The organism is Robertmurraya mangrovi (assembly GCF_034427655.1).
In the GTDB taxonomy this organism is placed as follows: domain Bacteria; phylum Bacillota; class Bacilli; order Bacillales; family Cytobacillaceae; genus Robertmurraya_A; species Robertmurraya_A mangrovi.
Map to the genome: position 1 here is coordinate 81,458 of NZ_JAXOFX010000017.1, position 18,283 is coordinate 99,740.

At 36.0% G+C, this 18,283-nt stretch carries 16 protein-coding genes and 1 pseudogene; 13 read left to right on the forward strand and 4 right to left on the reverse strand.

Going from position 1 to position 18,283, the window contains the following annotated elements:
• The first annotated feature begins 79 nt into the window (after nt 1–79).
• The 3 genes from SM124_RS19465 to SM124_RS19475 all read left to right on the forward strand — a co-directional run bounded on the left by SM124_RS19465 (nt 80) and on the right by SM124_RS19475 (nt 3,000).
• Nucleotides 80–1,072 (forward strand): LLM class flavin-dependent oxidoreductase, encoded by a 993-nt coding sequence (locus SM124_RS19465; RefSeq protein WP_322448202.1) that lies wholly within the window; start codon nt 80–82, stop codon nt 1,070–1,072.
• A gap of 75 nt (nt 1,073–1,147) precedes the next feature.
• On the forward strand, nt 1,148–2,167 hold the full coding sequence (locus SM124_RS19470) for an LLM class flavin-dependent oxidoreductase (RefSeq protein ID WP_322448203.1): 1,020 nt from the start codon (nt 1,148–1,150) through the stop codon (nt 2,165–2,167).
• A 101-nt stretch (nt 2,168–2,268) separates the two neighbouring features.
• Complete coding sequence (locus SM124_RS19475; RefSeq protein WP_322448204.1) at nt 2,269–3,000, forward strand: DsbA family oxidoreductase; 732 nt, start codon at nt 2,269–2,271, stop codon at nt 2,998–3,000.
• A 77-nt stretch (nt 3,001–3,077) separates the two neighbouring features.
• On the opposite strand, the gene SM124_RS19480 is transcribed toward SM124_RS19475, so the two are convergent.
• Nucleotides 3,078–3,743 (reverse strand): Spo0E family sporulation regulatory protein-aspartic acid phosphatase, encoded by a 666-nt coding sequence (locus SM124_RS19480; RefSeq protein ID WP_322448205.1) that lies wholly within the window; start codon nt 3,741–3,743, stop codon nt 3,078–3,080.
• Nucleotides 3,744–3,947: 204 nt separating this feature from the next.
• On the opposite strand from SM124_RS19480, the gene SM124_RS19485 reads away from it, so the two are divergent.
• The 3 genes from SM124_RS19485 (at nt 3,948) to SM124_RS19495 (ending at nt 8,505) form a co-directional block, all read left to right on the forward strand.
• Complete coding sequence (locus SM124_RS19485) at nt 3,948–5,081, forward strand: ATP-binding protein (protein WP_322448206.1); 1,134 nt, start codon at nt 3,948–3,950, stop codon at nt 5,079–5,081.
• Between the two features lie 551 nt (nt 5,082–5,632).
• A complete protein-coding gene (locus SM124_RS19490; protein ID WP_322448207.1) occupies nt 5,633–8,032 on the forward strand; it encodes a S8 family peptidase in 2,400 nt (799 codons plus the stop codon).
• Nucleotides 8,033–8,229: 197 nt separating this feature from the next.
• Nucleotides 8,230–8,505, forward strand: coding sequence for a DUF1292 domain-containing protein (locus SM124_RS19495; protein WP_322448208.1), 276 nt, complete (start codon nt 8,230–8,232; stop codon nt 8,503–8,505).
• A gap of 30 nt (nt 8,506–8,535) precedes the next feature.
• Here the strand turns inward: SM124_RS19495 and SM124_RS19500 are convergent, their stop codons facing one another.
• The gene (locus tag SM124_RS19500; RefSeq protein WP_407691427.1) at nt 8,536–8,799 is read right to left on the reverse strand and encodes a spore coat protein; all 264 of its coding nucleotides are present in this window, start codon (nt 8,797–8,799) and stop codon (nt 8,536–8,538) included.
• Between the two features lie 13 nt (nt 8,800–8,812).
• Here SM124_RS19500 and SM124_RS19505 point away from each other — a divergent pair.
• The 5 genes and pseudogenes from SM124_RS19505 to SM124_RS19525 form a co-directional block, all read left to right on the forward strand.
• Nucleotides 8,813–9,034, forward strand: a pseudogene (locus SM124_RS19505) (glutathione-dependent formaldehyde dehydrogenase); the annotation flags it as partial.
• 214 nt (nt 9,035–9,248) lie between these two features.
• Entirely contained in the window at nt 9,249–10,310 is a 1,062-nt protein-coding gene (desA, locus tag SM124_RS19510) for a Delta(5) desaturase DesA (protein WP_322448210.1), read from the forward strand.
• A 120-nt stretch (nt 10,311–10,430) separates the two neighbouring features.
• Nucleotides 10,431–11,546 (forward strand): sensor histidine kinase, encoded by a 1,116-nt coding sequence (locus tag SM124_RS19515; RefSeq protein ID WP_322448211.1) that lies wholly within the window; start codon nt 10,431–10,433, stop codon nt 11,544–11,546.
• A gap of 20 nt (nt 11,547–11,566) precedes the next feature.
• Nucleotides 11,567–12,166: a response regulator gene (locus SM124_RS19520; protein WP_322448212.1), complete on the forward strand. Its 600-nt coding sequence runs from the start codon at nt 11,567–11,569 to the stop codon at nt 12,164–12,166.
• Between the two features lie 118 nt (nt 12,167–12,284).
• Nucleotides 12,285–13,082, forward strand: a complete 798-nt coding sequence (locus SM124_RS19525; RefSeq protein WP_322448213.1) for a GNAT family N-acetyltransferase — start codon at nt 12,285–12,287, stop codon at nt 13,080–13,082.
• A 43-nt stretch (nt 13,083–13,125) separates the two neighbouring features.
• Here the strand turns inward: SM124_RS19525 and shc are convergent, their stop codons facing one another.
• Both shc and SM124_RS19535 read right to left on the reverse strand, forming a co-directional pair.
• A complete protein-coding gene (gene shc, locus SM124_RS19530) occupies nt 13,126–15,012 on the reverse strand; it encodes a squalene--hopene cyclase (RefSeq protein WP_322448214.1) in 1,887 nt (628 codons plus the stop codon).
• A gap of 179 nt (nt 15,013–15,191) precedes the next feature.
• A complete protein-coding gene (locus SM124_RS19535; protein ID WP_322448215.1) occupies nt 15,192–15,725 on the reverse strand; it encodes a GNAT family N-acetyltransferase in 534 nt (177 codons plus the stop codon).
• 208 nt (nt 15,726–15,933) lie between these two features.
• Here SM124_RS19535 and SM124_RS19540 point away from each other — a divergent pair, with 208 nt between their 5' ends.
• Both SM124_RS19540 and SM124_RS19545 read left to right on the forward strand, forming a co-directional pair.
• Complete coding sequence (locus tag SM124_RS19540) at nt 15,934–17,169, forward strand: cell wall-binding repeat-containing protein (RefSeq protein WP_322448216.1); 1,236 nt, start codon at nt 15,934–15,936, stop codon at nt 17,167–17,169.
• An 86-nt stretch (nt 17,170–17,255) separates the two neighbouring features.
• Nucleotides 17,256–18,272, forward strand: coding sequence for a F510_1955 family glycosylhydrolase (locus SM124_RS19545; protein ID WP_322448217.1), 1,017 nt, complete (start codon nt 17,256–17,258; stop codon nt 18,270–18,272).
• Nucleotides 18,273–18,283: the final 11 nt, after the last annotated feature.

An 18,283-nucleotide genomic window follows, 5' to 3' on the forward strand; every position in this document is an offset into this window, starting at 1 on the left:
GGCTGACTTTTTTCTGTGAGCTAATATCTTGACTTCAAGATATACCTGGATTATATTTTGGCTTGTGAAGGAGACAATCATGAACCTTAGTATTTTAGATCAAGCACCGATTCCCTCTGGAAAAACTCCTCAAGATACCCTGCAAGCTTCTATGCAACTAGCAAGGAAAGCAGAGGAATTAGGGTATGTACGTTATTGGATTGCTGAGCATCATGACTTTTCAGGATTAGCCTGTTCAGCTCCTGAAGTGATGTTAAGTTACATTGGAGCACATACTAACCACATACGTATTGGGTCTGGTGCTGTTTTACTTCCCCATTATAAACCATATAAAGTGGCTGAAACTTACAATTTGTTATCGACTCTTTTTCCAAACCGGATTGATATTGGGATTGGGAGAGCACCAGGTGGTTCAGCAGAGGCAACTATGGCACTTTCCGATAATTACTTAGAACAAGTTAGAAAAATGCCTGAAAAAATAAAAGAGCTATTACACTTTCTGAACAACGATTTCCCTACTGACCATATGTTTTCAAAAGTATCGGCTGCCCCTGTTCCAACTGTACCACCGGAACCATGGATTCTAGGTACGTCTGAAAAAAGTGCAATCCTAGCCGGAGAATACGGAACGGCGTATGTATTTGGTGCTTTTATGAGTGATAAGAACGGAAAAGAAATCATTCAGACCTATAAAAAACATTATCAAAATAAGTTAAACCCACCAAAAGTGATCGTAACGATATCAGCCATTTGTGCTGAAACAACTGAAAAAGCTGAGGAACTAGCACTTTGTAATTTAATCTGGGGTGTGCAGTTAAGTAAAGGAGAAGGAAAAGAGGGAATACCAACAATAGAAAAAGCAAAACTCTACCCTCTGACTCCTGAAGAAGAGGATAAACTAAAATTAAAGAAAGAAAATATGGTGATTGGAAATCCTCTCGAAGTGAAAGAACAACTTATACATTTAAAAACTTTATATAATGCTGATGAGTTAATGATTGTAACTATTACTCATGAGTTTGAGGATCGTCTTCGCTCATATGAGTTAATTGCAAATCAGTTTTCGAATTAATCACTGTTTTGTGAAAAAAATTTGAACGTTATGCTCTAGAGCACATTGCTAATAGTATCAAAGGAGAATTAGGTTATGACTAAACGATTAAGTGACATCCCACTTTCTGTGCTTGATTTAGCACCAGTAGTGGCTGGGGGAACAATCTCACAATCATTCAAAAACAGTTTGGACTTGGCACAACATGTAGAAAAATGGGGTTTCCACCGTTATTGGCTAGCGGAACATCATAATATGCCTGGGATTGCTAGTTCAGCAACCTCTGTTGTAATTGGTTATATAGCTGCAGGAACTTCCAAAATTAGGGTAGGATCAGGTGGCATTATGTTGCCGAACCATGCTCCACTAGTGATTGCAGAACAATTCGGTACGTTAGAATCCATGTATCCAGGGAGAATTGATTTAGGGTTAGGTCGTGCGCCAGGGACCGATCAATTGACGGCTCAAGCATTGAGAAGACAGCTTAGAAGTGATGGACATGACTTCCCGGAATTACTCGAAGAATTACAAGGATTTTTCAATCCGGGTCCTGAAATAAAACGTGTTCGTGCTTATCCAGGGGAAGGATTAGATGTTCCAATCTGGCTATTAGGTTCTAGTGGGTTTAGTGCACAGTTAGCAGCGGAACTTGGTTTACCATTTGCATTCGCCAGTCATTTTTCACCTGATCATACCATACCTGCAATAGAGCTATATCAAAGACGCTTTAAACCTTCTGACTCACTCGAAAAACCTTATGCAATGGTATGTGTGAACGTAATTGCGGCAGATACAACTGAGAGAGCAAAATGGCTCTTCACTTCTATACAACAACAGTTTTTAAACTTAGTTCGAAATCGTCCTTCATTACTAAGTCCTCCAATCGACAACATTGAGGACTTATGGAGCCCATTTGAACGTTCGGCGATTGAACAGCAGCTAAGAACATCCATTGTTGGAGATAAAGAGACGGTTAAGGAAAAATTAGAAATTTTCCTAAGTGAAACAGGTGCTGATGAAATCATGATTAATAGTCATATTTATCACCAAGAGGACCGATTAAGATCGTTTGAAATCATTAGCGAATTGATTGACGAGCAACGAAAAGGAAACTAATAACTAGTTCACCTATAGTGTACAAGGAAAATTGATGCTAAGGGATTCGAAAAATCATAGCAAGTGAACCTAGCATTGTAATTATAAAATGAGGTGTTAATATGAAAATTCAAGTTTGGTCCGATTATGTTTGTCCTTTTTGTTATATTGGAAAACGACGTTTAGAAGAGGCTCTTAGTGAGATGCCATTTAAAGATCAAGTGGAAGTGGAGTTTAAAGCGTTTGAATTAGATCCAAACTCACCTGTTCAAATTGATAAAACCATTCATGAAGCCCTTGCCGCGAAGTATGGGATGAGTGTTGAACAAGCGAAACAAGCAAATGAAGGGGTAGGTCAACAGGCGGCTAGTGTTGGCTTAACTTTTAATTTTGATGAAATGAAACCTACTAATACATTCGATGCCCATCGATTAACGAAATTTGCCATGACAAAAGGAAAAGAGAAAGAAATTACGGAAAAACTACTTTTCGCTTATTTCACTGAATCAAAACATATTGGTAATACAGAAACTTTAGCCGATATTGGTGATAGTGTTGGATTAGATAAAGAAGAAGTAATCAATGTTCTGCAAGATAAAACTGCGTACGCAAACGATGTTAGAATGGATCAGTCCATTGCGGCTCAGTATGGAGTTAGCGGGGTTCCTTATTTCGTCATAAATCAAAAATATGCGATTTCAGGTGCTCAACCTAGAGAAACGTTTGTAAATGCACTGCAAAAAGTCTGGGAAGAAGAAAATCCAAAGCCTGTATTTCAAGATCTTTCATCAGAGGCGGGAGCTTTTTGTACGGATGATGGTTGCGTAGTGCCGGAAAAGAACGAAGAAAAATAGTGACAATTTTTCAAAATAAAATCAGTGGGGAATAGATTCCTCACTGATTTTCTCATTAGTGAACACAAGAAGTAAGTTTATTTATCCATAATGACTCTAAATTCTCCTCCTTTTATAAAAGATACAACGGTGATTTGAACTTCCACACGATACTTTTCCGCAAGTCCTTTCAATATTCCATAGTTAAAAGCATAGGGATAAAAAGGTGTATGACATATTACTTGAAACTCATTTCTTCCATCAAATATAACCTCATAAAATCCTGCTTTTTTACTCGTATGATTTAAATGATAAGCCGTATTTAGATTAAATAGACCTTTTTCAAAAGAATCGATGTTTTCAGGGAAAATACAATTAATTGGAACATATCTACCAATATTCGTAAAAATATTCGGATCATAATTTTCCTCCAAATACGAGAAGATGGTTTGAAACTCCTCTAAAGAATACCATTCAAATGGATCCTTACGATTTAATTGATATTCATTAATAAGCTTATTTAAAGAGGAATCAAACTCTAGTGACCCTTGTATAATGTTACTAATTAGGCTTCCATTCACTTTAAGGTCTAGTAATTCCATCTTGTAAAATTCGTCAGTTAGTCCGTATTTTTTTTGATAGAGATTGAGTAAATGATCTAGCTTTTGACTAGTTAACACAGTGAAAGGAGAAGTTTGTCCTTTCAACTCAGCAATATTCAACATATCTCTCCTAGTTTCCTCAATCATAGTCCTTAACAACATTTTCCAATCATCCTATTCTATTTACTTAGATAAATAGTACCTAATTTCTAAGAAAATGTAATAGATACGACAAAAGTAGTCAAAATATTACTTAATTTTCTAATATGCAAAATTTAGAGGAAAATTTCAAATGTTCAAAATGAAAATTTTAAGATATAATAAACAAAAAAGTAACCGAAAATTGAAAAAGGAAAGGGGAGTTATATGGGAAAAGAAGAAAACGTAATTCAAATACAAGAAACGGACAGTTATTCTATCTTAGAAGTGGAAAAGAAATACTCTAATTGGAATTTTACTACTAATATCAATGAAAATTATAAGGCTCTATTAGATAACTCCCTAGATGGTATATGCGTGGTTTATGACTCTAAATTTGTCTATGTAAACCGTTCTTTTATTAAGATTTTTAGAGGATCAAACGAAAGTGATTTTATCAATCTGCCCATTAATAAACTGTTGCATCCTAACTTTCATACCATTGCGTCTGAACGGATTAATAGAATACTGGAACTGGATGACATTCCTGAACGAATGGAACAGCAAATGTACACTGTGGACGGTCAATTAATAGATGTAGAAGTGATTGGTTTTTCAACCATTTTTCAAGGGGAAAAAGCGGTTCAAGTCATTATTAGAGACATTACTGAACAGAAAAGAAATCATCACAAACTGATACAATCAGAAAAGTTGAATACGGTAGGACATCTTGCTGCTAGCATTGCTCATGAAATTAGAAACCCATTAACATCTTTAAAAGGATTTTTGCAACTGGCTGATTCAGAAGAACAGATTGTAAAAAGGTATATACCTATCATGAGAAGTGAAATTGAAAGAATTGAATTGATTGCTAGTGAGTTACTCACGTTAGCCAATCCGGTTCCCTTGGAATTTAATAAGGCAAATATAATAACGATTATTGAAGAGGTTATTTTATTAGTAGAAATAGAAGCGGGCAACAAAGAGGTCACCATACATAAAAACTTTGATCACAAACAAATATTCATAAAATTGGTTGAATCACAGTTGAAACAAGTTCTACTAAACCTAATAAAAAACGCCATGGAGAGTATTAATGGAAAAGGGGATATCACTTTAGAAGTAAAATGTACGGAAACTAAAGTATATTTGCATGTTCATGATAATGGAACAGGCATGTCAAAATCTGTAATAAACGAAATTTTTGAGCCTTTCTTTACCACAAAACCAAATGGTACTGGTCTCGGATTAATGATCACTAAAAAGATTGTTGAAAATCATGAAGGAGTGATTTCCGTAAAAAGTATAGAAGGTGAAGGAACAACCTTTACAATTGAATTACCACTAATTTTAAAATTATAAAAACTATCGAGCTGTAGTATCGGTAGTTTTTTCTATGGCTATATTCTAATAGATAATTGTTTTTTCTTATATTTTGCCCGTTCCTTTCCGCTCCAGGCACTTGCTTTCCGCAGGGAGGAAGTCGAGCCTCCTCGCCGTTCCGTCTGCGGGGTCTCGACCTTTCCTCTATTTCCTTGCTGGAGTCAAGTGCCTTCCGCTACAATCCACTCAGAGAGTCAAATATGTTGAATCAATAATATTTAAAAAAAGGACTTTTCTTTTTTCTCCTCTATTAGTAAAAATATCTAATTATAGTTCCGTAGACTATTGAACTTTTTCTACACAATCAACTCGTGACCATTTATTCATACTTTTTTTGAATAATTAAGAGAAAAGATAGTAATTTTTGTCATAAAAAGGTAGTTTTCTGTCGTTAAAATCAGGTGCTATTGCCTACAGAATATTCTGTTTATTTGGAATTATAATAATAGTTGTAATCATCTTACTAATCTTATCGGAAGACTATCTAAAACTATTATTCTATTTTTCAGAAACGAAAGGGGTATTATTTAATGAAAAGAAGAAAAAAGAACATTCGTACTCTAGCATCAGCTATTGTTCTTACGGTTTCACTATCTAGTTTTGGTATGGGGGCTTCAGCCAATACATATACCCAAACCACATTACCTACTGTGGAATTATTGGGGAATTTTGATGTAACTTCTTCTAAACCGGTTACGGTGATCATTCAGTTAACAGAAGAATCTATTATTGAAGCAAAGAAGAAAGGTAAAGGGCAAACAAAACAGAGATTAGCTACTGAGAGAGGCAAAGTAGTTAAAGCATTACAAAATAAAATTGGTAAAGTAAAAGTAAACAGAGAGTATGACTATGTGTTCTCTGGTTTCTCTTTAGAAGTTCCAGCTAATGAAATCCCTAATTTACTTGCAACTCCTGGAGTTAAAGCCGTATATCCAAACGTAGAATACCAAGTAACTTCAGATACACAGTCAATTGATTCTGAATTATTTAGTCCAACAATGTTAGCTAGTGCACCACATATCGGCTCAAATAAAGCTTGGGATGCTGGTTATACTGGGGAAGGTGTAACGGTTGCTGTTATTGACACAGGGACGGACTATACACATCCGGATTTAGAAGGTAGCTTTGGAGCATACAAAGGGTACGATTTTGTGGATAACGATAATGACCCACAAGAAACTCCAGCTGGTGATCCTAGAGGTGCTGCGACAGACCACGGAACACACGTTGCTGGAACAGTAGCTGCAGATGGCCAGATTAAAGGTGTTGCTCCAGATGCAACATTACTTGCTTATCGTGTATTAGGACCTGGCGGTAGAGGAACAACTGAAAATGTTATTGCTGGTATTGAAAAAGCAGTTGAAGATGGCGCAAATGTTATGAATCTATCACTAGGAAATTCGTTAAATAACCCAGACTTTGCTACTAGTATTGCATTAGATTGGGCAATGGCAGAAGGAGTAGTAGCCGTTACTTCAAACGGAAACAGCGGTCCAAACAACTGGACGGTAGGTTCTCCTGGAACTTCTCGTCAAGCAATCTCAGTTGGAGCAACTCAATTACCTTACAACATTTACAGTGCTTCACTATTTACGTCTGAAGGAGTTAGCTACCCAAGTGCAGCCGTAATGGGCTTCCCTAACGATCAATCAGTAGTTTATTTAAGTGGTAAAGAACTTGAATTTGTAAATGTTGGGTTAGGACGAGCTCAGGATGTAGCTGGAAAAGACCTAACAGGGAAAATTGCATTGATTTCTCGTGGTGAGATTCCTTTCGTTGAAAAAGCAGATAATGCAAAAGCACAAGGTGCAGTAGGGGCAATCATTTATAATCATCTTGAAGGTGAAATTCCTGATGTTGCAGGAATGGCTGTACCAACAGTTCGCTTAACTAAAGCAGATGGTGAAAAATTACTAGCTGAGTTGGCTGCTGGTAAAAATACAGTGAAATTTACAACAGCTTTAAGTAAATCAGTTGGTGAAACAGTTGCGAGCTTTTCTTCACGTGGACCTGTTGAATCTACTTGGATGATCAAACCGGATGTATCAGCTCCTGGTGTAAACATCAATAGTACGATCCCTGGTGGTTACGGTGCAAAGCAAGGTACAAGTATGGCTTCACCACACGTAGCAGGTGCAGCAGCATTACTTTTACAAGCAAAACCAAATTATACAGTGGATCAAGTAAAAGCAGCGTTAATGAATACAGCAGCAGAGCTTGTTGATCCAAATGGACATGTATATCCGCACAACACACAAGGTGCAGGTAGTATCCGAGTAGTAGACGCAATCGGAACACAAACTCTAGTAACACCTGGAAGTCATTCATTTGGTGTTTATTCTAACCTTGAGTCTGTTGAAGAAAGACAACAATTTATTACGATTCAAAACTTATCGAATGAAAGAAAGAAATATACATTTGATGTAGCATTTAAAGGAAACCCAGCTGGTATTAAGGTAGTTACAAGTAAAAACCTTAACGTCCAATCTAAGAGCACACAAAAAGTTAACTTTAAAGTAGAAGTTGACGCATCTAAACTTACTCCTGGTTACTATGAAGGTACAATTAAAGTAAGTGATGGGAAACAAACGATTGATGTTCCAACGATTCTTTTTGTTCAAAATCCATATCATTTAACTACTTTCTCATACGGTCAGAATGCTAATGGTGGTTATGATATGAATGTAGAGCTTCCTGGTGGAGCAGACCGTGTAACATTTACTCTTTCAAAATATACAAATGGTGCAATTGGGGATTTACTTGGAACAGTTGCTCAATCTACTGATAACAAAGTAGGATTAAACACTTATACATGGGATGGTAAACTAAATGGTAGCAAAGTTCCTGCTGGTACTTATGTTATGGGTGTTATCGTTCTAAAAGATGGTCAAACTCAACAAAAGAACTACTTAGTTCCTGTACAACCTTAATATTTTTAATAAACCTACATTCTTATAATTAGGATGTAGGTTTTTTATTCGGAAAAAAATGTCTGGTTTATGATATGATTTAAAAAGTTGACAAATCTTGTTATAAATTTTTCTGGAATGCCTAATGATAAGTCAGTAGGTATTCATTTTTTAACAAGCTCTTTTCGACATACATAGAGCAAGAGGAGGAGATATAAATGGAAAAGATAGAAGTAGGAGAAGTGTTTACGATTAGTGATGAGAATAATGAAGAACAAGAGGTAGAAGTAGTAGGAACCATGACAATTGAGGGTACGGATTATGTAGCCGTTAGCTTTGTTGAAGACCTTCAAGAAGAAACAGATGAAGATATCGATATTTTCTTTTTAAAAGTAGATGAAGACGGCGATTTCTCTGCAATTGAAAGTGATGAGGAATTTGATAAAGTATCATCAGCTTTTGATGAAATGATGGACGAAGAGGATGAAGAGTAGAAGAGAGGGCTCCCCCTCTCTTTTTGTTTTCTATTGCTTATCAGCTAAATTTAAAGCGGTATCTGTAATTTGTAAATCTAATTTTAATTGCTCTCCTAAGTCATTCGGATGATACATTCCTCTAGAAATCATGTAGTTTGAAATTTGTTCATGTGTTTCTACTGCGTTTCTTAACTCTTCTCTTAAGGTTGCTCGGAGTTCAGGTGTGGCAGTCTCTGTTAAAGCAAATGCTAGATTTCTAATACCCGCTTTTGTTGATATCAAGAAGTCTGTCGCATTCACTTGGTCGGTCATTCCACCCATCCGATTCCCATTAGGTGACATATTCCAACGTAATGTGGACTTGAAAACTGGTCAAGCTCCAGTTATTCCATACATGCCACATATTTATAACCTAATTAGTGAAGGAAAAGTCGATCCAGCTGAAATTATCACACATATTATCCCGTTAGACAAAGCAAAACATGGTTATGAGATTTTTGATACAAGAACAGATGATTGTATAAAAGTTGTTTTAAAACCACATTAATAAGAATAGGTACGAGGCTCAGACTATCCATATAGCTCTGAGTTTTTTATATGTATCATAATAAAAACCACCGTTATTAACCTCATCAAACCTTAAAACCCAAATATTTGAAAAACATATATGACATTTATCATGTATGTACACATGACACGTATGTCTACACACAACCTTTTAAATCTTATATCATTAAGTTAATCAATTGATGAAGGGAACAATGTTAATGACAAATACAAAGCAAAAACAAGCTAATTTACGTAAACAAGTTGCTCCTTACGAAAAATCCAACTTGAAAACAAGTATATTTCAGATGATTAATACAATTGGACCGTTTTTCTTACTTTGGGTACTTGCTTACCAAAGCCTATCCATTTCATATTGGCTAACTTTACCTATCTGTATTGTTGCAGCAGGCTTCCTAGTAAGGATTTTTATCATTTTTCATGATTGTACCCACTACTCTTTCTTTAAAAGTAGAAAGGCTAATAAAATCGTTGGTACTATAACAGGGATTATAACGATTTTTCCATTTAGTCAATGGCAGCATGAGCATACTGTTCACCATGCAACAAGCTCAAACTTAGACAAACGTGGGACAGGTGACATTTGGATGTTGACAATCGATGAGTATTTAGCAGCACCATGGCACATTAAATTCGCTTATAGATTTTACCGTAATCCAATCGTTATGTTTGGAATTGGACCTATCTTTGTCTTTTTAATTCAAAATCGTTTTAACCGAAAAAACGCAAGAATGAATGAACGTTTAAACACATATTTAACCAATGTTTCAATTGCTGCGATTATCACTGTACTTTGCATGACAATCGGCTGGCAATCATTCCTTTTAGTACAAGGGACGATTTTCCTTATCTCAGGTGCTGCAGGAATTTGGTTATTCTACGTACAGCATACTTTTGAAGACACTTATTTTGAGCATGATGAAAAATGGGAATATGTTTTAGCTGCAGTTGAAGGAAGTTCTTTTTACAAATTGCCAAAAGTTCTTCAATGGATGACAGGAAATATTGGCTATCACCATGTACATCATTTGGCTCCAAGAGTTCCAAACTACAAGCTTGAAGAAGTTCACAACAACACTTCAGATTTAAAAAATGTACCAACTGTTACACTTTCTACAAGTATTAAATCTTTGAAATTCCATTTATGGGATGAAAAAAATAAAAACTTCATCGGCTTTAAAGATTTAAAGAAATTTGTATCTGAGCAAAAACAAAGTAGTGCTTCTATGACGGCTCGTGTAAAGTCTGAGCATTAATATATTAAATTAAAAAGGCTGCTTTCACATTTGTTCTAAAACAATGTTGAAAACAGCCTTTGTATTGAAGTTATGATAAAATAGCATGTAAAAAACACGAAGAGATTGAGGTTTCTTACCATGCGTAATCGATTAATGCTTTTTCAAAAAAACTGGGGGATTTCTCCATATGCGTGGACAGTATTCAGTATCCTCCCATTTTATTTTATTTTCCAACAATCAACATCGACTAACGAAATCATTATCGGGATCATTTTAGTTGCGTTATTTTTTACCTCGTTTCGTTTTGCTTTTATGTCAAAAAAATGGCCAGTCTATCTTTGGACATCCATTTTGATTGGTATCTCTATTACGATGACCATAATGTTTCAGTTTGTATATTTAGCCTTTTTTATTGCTTACTATAATGGGAATATCAAAAACCGGGTTGCTTTTTTTACCTTGTATATTATTCATTTAGTTCTGACCATTGGGGCGATTAACTATAATATTATTTTACAAGACCCGTTTTTCCTTAAACAAATTCCTTTCATAATTATTATCTTTATTGGTGTCATTCTTTTACCGTTTAACATTTACAACCGTAAAAAACAGGGGCAGTTAGAAGAGCAGCTTGAAGATGCGAACAAACGAATTGCTGAGCTTGTTAAACAAGAAGAACGACAACGAATTGCACGTGATTTGCACGATACACTAGGCCAAAAACTTTCTCTCATAGGCTTAAAAAGCGATTTAGCTAGAAAACTGGTATATAAAGACCCAGAACAGGCTAGAGAAGAGTTGAATGATGTTCAACAAACCGCACGTACGGCTCTTAATGAGGTAAGAAAGATGGTTTCACAAATGAGGGGTATTCGATTAAAAGAAGAAATGGTACGAGTGAGGCAATTATTAAAAGCAGCTGAAATACAATTAATAGAGGATCCAGACATGTCTGTAACAAACGTATCTTTGTTCCTCGAAAATATTTTGAGTATGTGTCTGAAGGAATCCATTACTAATGTAGTGAAGCATAGCCAAGCTACCACTTGTGAGATACGTTTTGAACAATCCATGAACGAAATTCGACTGTTTGTTAAGGATAATGGAATCGGAATAACAGAAGAAGATGAACATGGAAAAGGTAGCGGGCTAGCTGGTATAAAAGAACGTCTTGATTTTGTCAATGGTACATTAGAAATTTTGGCAAATAATGGTACAACTCTTGTGATGAGAATACCAAGCATTGTAAAATAATATAGGAAGGAGGAGTAAAAATGATTAGAATAGTCATTGCCGAGGACCAACAGATGTTACTAGGTGCTCTAGGCTCCCTACTCAACTTGGAAGATGATATGGAGGTTGTTGGGAAAGCTTCGAACGGGGAAGAGGCGGTTTCACTTGTACACCAGCATCAGCCAGACATTTGTATTATGGATATTGAAATGCCGGGAAAGAGTGGCCTAGAAGCAGCTGAAGAACTCAAGGGCTTGGGCTGTAAGGTGATTATTTTAACTACTTTTGCTCGGACTGGCTATTTCCAACGAGCGATTAAAGCAGGTGTAAGTGGCTATTTATTAAAAGATAGTCCAAGTGAAGAACTAGCTAGCTCCATCCGCAATATTATGACCGGGAAACGAATCTATGCTCCTGAACTCATGGATGATTTCTATGGTGGAGAGAATCCTCTGACAGACCGAGAAAAAGAAGTATTAGAACTCGTAGCCGACGGTAAAAATACGAAAGAAATCGCTGAACAATTAAGTATTAAAACGGGCACTGTCCGAAATTATATATCCACTATTTTAGACAAACTTGAAGTAACAAATCGAATTGAAGCCATTACCCAATCAAAAGAAAAAGGTTGGTTTAAATGAAGGAATCTTGGACGGATGTCATAACGACACCGTCTTTTTTTAATTTCTTAAAAAAACTCTACCTATTTTAACAAATTATAGTAAAATATGAAGAAATCTATTTTCTGGAGGAAACAACATGATTAGACGTTTAACGAAGGAAGATCATGAAATATGCTTCTCCCTTTTGAAATCAAAACCAGCTGAAAATTTATTTATGATTGGAGATATTGAAGGATATGGCTACGAAACTCCTTTTCAAAAGTTATGGGGAGAATTCGATGAAAAAGGTAACCTTATTGCGGTTCTATTAAAATATGAGGAAAATTATATTCCTTTTGCAAAAGGTTCATTTAATGCGAAACAATTTGCTGAAATTATGTTAGACGATCCAAGCTTTAAAATGATGTCTGGACTAAAACATCTAACAGAAGCGATTGAACCTTATTTACAGGATAGAATTGATAAAAAGAGAGAAACGTATTATGCAAAATGTACTTCTCTTCAATTAGATAGAATGGTAGATACAACTGAAGTGTCTCAAGCTAAACCAGAAGATGCGGAAGGACTTGTTCAGCTTCTAAATTCGATACCGGAATTTTCTGATTCAATCATAACAGTTGAGAGAAAAAGACGGGGTCTTGAAGATGGAGTTTCTAGGTCCTACTTTATCGAAGAAGATGGACTTATGGTTTCTACTGCATCCACTACTGCTGAAAATTCCCTATCTGCTATGGTAGTAGGTGTTGCCACATTGGAAGAATATAAACGAAAAGGATATGCGACCAAATGCATGATTAAGCTTTGCTCTCAATTATTAGAAGAAGGCAAAGAACTTTGTTTATTTTACGATAATCCTGATGCGGGGCTTATTTACAAACGTATAGGATTTGAAGACATCGGTTTTTGGATGATGTATACGATTAAAACAAACTAGAGGAAGGTGGTGCACTATCATGCACCACTTTTTCAAAATTTTATTAAGGTTCATATTTATCTAGATAGTTGCTTAATGTTAACAGCGGCCAAATATAGTTGTAACTATGGTACCGGACATAAAAACCACCAGGTAAACCTGCACCTGTTGGATATTCTACCGTCCAATTGTTTTTATATAGAGAAGTCATCAAAAATCTAATGCCCTTTTGTATTTCTGGTGTTGGCTTTTCATGTACAGCAATCAATGCATCAAGAGCCCAAGCTGTCTGAGAAGGGGTGCTTGCATATAAAGGTACATATTTTAATTTCATATCACTTGAACATGATTCCCCCCAACCGCCATCTGAGTTTTGAATGGAGAGTAACCAGTTAGCAGCCTTTTGTATGATCGGGTCAGTCGATGAAACATCACAAGCCTTCAATCCTGTTAGTGCAGCCCAAGTTCCATAAATGTAACAAATCCCCCATCTACCATACCATGACCCATTTTCCTCTTGGTTGTTTTTTAACCATTTAATTCCTCGTCTTATTTGTTTGTTATAAGAAGGTAGGTTTGTGAATTCTCCAAGAAAGTGTAGGGTTCTTCCCGTTAAATCAGCCGTTGATGGATCGAATAACACGCGGTCTTCATAACGAAAAGGCACAAAAGAAAACCATTTATTCTCCGTGTTTTTTTCGAACGCAGGCCAACCACCATCTTGATTTTGCATCGATAATAACCACTCGACACCCTTCTCCCAGGATAGAGTGGATTTTTCTTCATAACCAACAAAAGGAGAGATTGAACGTAACGCCGCTGTAGTATCATCAATGTCTGGAATAAGTGTATTGATATGGGAGAATCCCCAACCACCAGGAACAGCATCCCTGTTTTTAGCAACCCAGTCCCCGTATCGTGTCTGCTGACGTGATACTAAGTAATGAACGGATTTATTAATAATAGAGTGTTTTCTAGAAAGTCCAGCCTTTTGTAAACTATTCGTAATTAATGCCGTATCCCAGACGGTTGACGGTGAATTTTGAATATGAAACTGTTCATCTATTTTACATAAAAATGTTTTAATTCCCTTAATAGCATCTACGATTACAGGGTGATTACGACTATATCCAAGGGCTAATAGGGAATAAATCATAAAAAAGCTCGAACTATAATAGCTAAATAACGTACCGTTTCCTTCAATTCTATCTAGCATATATTTTTCTGAACGTTTAAATGACTCACTTCTCATGAGGTGGGGGAGTTGAACAAATTTCTTAGCCTCTTCTTTCACCTTTTCAAAAATAACCTTAGTCTCTGCAATTAGACGCTCGTCATCAGTAGCTCTTTCACTAATTAAATGGGATAGATTAGGTGTGAATTCATTTTGGATGGAGAAGTTTTTATTAGAAGATATAATAATAGGAACCCAATGAGCTCGCGCGTAGCCAACAATTGAATACATATTAATGGGAGACCAAGGAGGAAGTAACATCATTTCAATCGGAATTAATTTAATGATTGTTGGCCAGGGTATTTGTCCGGTTAGTGCAAGCATGGCTTTCGTTAGCCATTCCACTTTATAGATTCCACCATTACGTAGTATAAAGTATTTTGCAAGTATCATATTTTCGTCTGATTCAGAAACATATCCAGAGTATAATAACGCAAAATAATTCTCTACTGTGCTTGATAAATCACCAGACTTTTCGTCATAATACTGCTTCCAAGCCCCAGTTCTGTCTTGACGGGATAAAATACGCTCCACTAAAGTTTTAATAAGAGTCTCTTCATCATCTATTTTTAATGAGCGCAACAAAATGATCATATAAGCATCTGTCATTGAACTGCCTTCAAAACAAAATCTCCAGGCACCATCCTCATCTTGTAACTTTTCCAAGGTTTGAATTAACTTATTTTGCTCATAGCGAATTTGCTTAAAAATGTCCAAGCTAAATGACACTCCTTTAGACAGAGTTGTTGTATTTAAAATATTCTTAGTTACCTAGGAACATTCCGTTATTAAAATTAATTATTGGGAGGTTTTCTGTCCATTAATAAGAGCTTCTTTCATTTAGAAAAAAGCTCTCGCCATTTTTATAGAAATGGTTAGTATCTATTTTTAAGACATTATAGACACAAGTTCGCCCAATCTTCCTTCACCAATTTCATACAAACGGTTACATCATCATCCGGTTTTCTGCAAGGTTCACAGTATTTAAAAGCAAACTTTTCAACACTGCGAACAGAAGCCGAATTCTCAGGATGAACAAACACATATACGTGATCCACGTTTAAATGTTGAAAGCAAATGTTCAATATAACAGGTATGGCCTCTGATATATAACCTTTTCTCCAATAGTCCTTCCAAATATCATAACCTATCTCGACTTGTTTTAAGGTTTGATCCCAATAATGGTACCCGCAAGTGCCAATAAAAGCATTTGTATTTTTATCGAACATTCCATAACGTAGATAGGCTTTCCCATTTGGATCCTTATAGTGCTCAATAATCTCTTTTGCTTCATTTAAATCTACCGGCGGTTCACTAAAGTAACTACACATATCAGGGTCAGAAAATTGTTTATAAACATCATTTAAATCGTCCATATTTAAAATCCGGAAATATAATCTTTCCGTTTCAAATGGCTGTGATAAATCCATTATTTCCTCACTTTCTAAGGGGGGTAAGGCCTTAAACTAGTTTTATATTATTCTATCAAATCCCCTATTAAGAATACCATATTTTTCTTGCAACTCTTACTTTTATAATTGTTCATTGTCATCTCATTATTTTTACTAATTTGCATAGTTTCTGCACAATTTTTTTATACTATCATTTTAGAACTTTTAAAAAAGGAGATTTTCGCAAATGGTTGGTAAAAAATTCTATAAGAGCTTTTTTATTCTTGCATTATCAGCAGGATTGGTTGCTTGTTCTGGGCAACAAGATAATGCCAATAATACGGCAGATCCACACGCAGGTCATAACGGTGCCTCTGAAACGTCTAAAACAAAAAACAAAAATACAAGTGGGGAGTCGACATCCACTATAAATTTAAGCACTAAAAATGTCACAAGGCTTCATGCAACTAATCCGATTGAAGCAGCCATTGGGGTATCACAAACGATTTGGCCATCCACACACGATGAGAATAAACCAGGTACGGTTATTTTAGCACCTGTGGAGAATTGGCAAGTTGCACTAGCTAGTACTAACCTAATCCATCACCCTAACAACGGACCAGTTTTATATTATAAAGATGGAAAAATCCCCGCAGAAACTTTAGATGAAATTAAACGTTTAGGTCCATTAGGAAATACAAACGGGACAGAAATTATGGTTATGGGGAGTTTAGAGGAGAAGGAAACGGAACAGCTTAAAGATTATAAGGTAGAAACGATGACAGCCGTTGATCCAGCTCAATTTGCTCAAGACATCGATAAGAAATATGCGGAGATTACAGGTGAAATTACAGATGGTGTCATCATTGTATCCGTTGAAGATGATGCTAAGCTTCATTCAATTATTGCTGCTAACTGGATTGCTCACATGCCAGAACCGATACTATTTGTCACTAAGGATGATGTTCCAGAGTTCACGAAGCAAGCACTTTCACTTAGAAATAATAAAGCTTCATTATATATTCTTGGTCCTGAATCAGTTATTTCTAAAAATGTAGAAGACACTTTAAGTGATTATGGAAAAGTTACGCGCATAGCCGGTGAAACTCCGACAGAAACTTCTCTTGCTTTTGCCAAATTTAAAGATCAGAACATAAAATTCGGCTGGGGAATCTCTAACCCTGGACACGGACTAGAGTTCGTTTCTACTGAAAGTCCTGAAATGGCCATTGTAGGAGCTCCTTTTGCTCATTTAGGTAAGCACGCTCCAATGATATGGTTAGATAATGGAGAAGCGACGGATCCTGTTCATGAATACTTAGGGCTGTTAAAACCAACATTTAAAGATGACCCAACTGTTGGACCATACACACATGTGTATTTATTAGGGTCAACAGAGTTAGTATCCAGAGAAACTCAAGGTATGATTGATTTAATGATCGAAATCTCTCCAGAAGATGGCGGAGGTCATGGAGGGCATTAATGATTAGTAGATGGAGGAGGCTACACAGGTGTAGTCTTTTTCATGTTTCTCGTCATTGAATGAATAAGTCAAAGGAAGTGTTTAGTATGAAAAAATGTGCGCTATTATTGAGTTTGCTTTTACTAACAGGTTGTACGGCTAATGAAGAGAAGGTACAAGAAGAGACTGTTAAAGAAGAGGTAGTAGATAATGCGGAAAACACTGAAGAAAATAAAACAGAAGACAAAGTTGATTCTGAAGCTTCAATCATTAGCTCCAATGATTTTTTTGAACCATTTAAAGGGAAACTAGACCATGTTCATGGTATCGGTTATGTTGGCAATGCAAACGCTGTATTTTTCGCTGCACATGATGGATTAAAAGTGTATGAAAATAATAAATGGTTTCAAACAAAAGACCAGAACCATGACTATATGGGATTCAATGCCGTAAAAGATGGATTTTTTACAAGCGGTCACCCTGCTCCTGGATCAAAGCTCCCGAATCCTTTTGGCATTAAAATGGGGACGGAACTAGGTGAAAATCTTGAGAGTATTGTTCTTGAAGGGGAAATTGATTTTCATGTAATGGGTGTAGGATATGAATCAAACACCATTTATGCAATGAATCCTCATGCGAATTCCCTTTTAAAAGAAGAAGGGGCACTATACATTAGCGAAGATAAAAGTGGTTCTTGGAAAAAAGCTTCTGCAAAAGGCCTTGGTAAAGAAGTGTTCCATTTAACTGCCCACCCAACTAACCCTGACATTGTAGCTGTTGCTGCAAAAGACGGTATCTATCTTTCTACTGATAAGGGAGAAAGTTTTAACCACATATCTAAAAATCAAGGGACTACGGTTTTTTTATCTGATCATCATTTATACTATAGTGGTTACAACGGACAACCAACTTTAGTAAAATTAATGTTAGAAACAAACGAAGAACAATCTCTCATATTACCAAGTAACATGAGCAAAAACGATGCTGTTATGTACCTCGCTCAAAATCCAAAGAATCTTAATGAAATCATTTTCATCACTTTTGAAGGAGATATCTTTATAACAGAAGATGAAGGAAACACATGGCATCAGCTTTCTGAAAAAGGTAATATTAACTCTAAATAGGTTGTTCATAA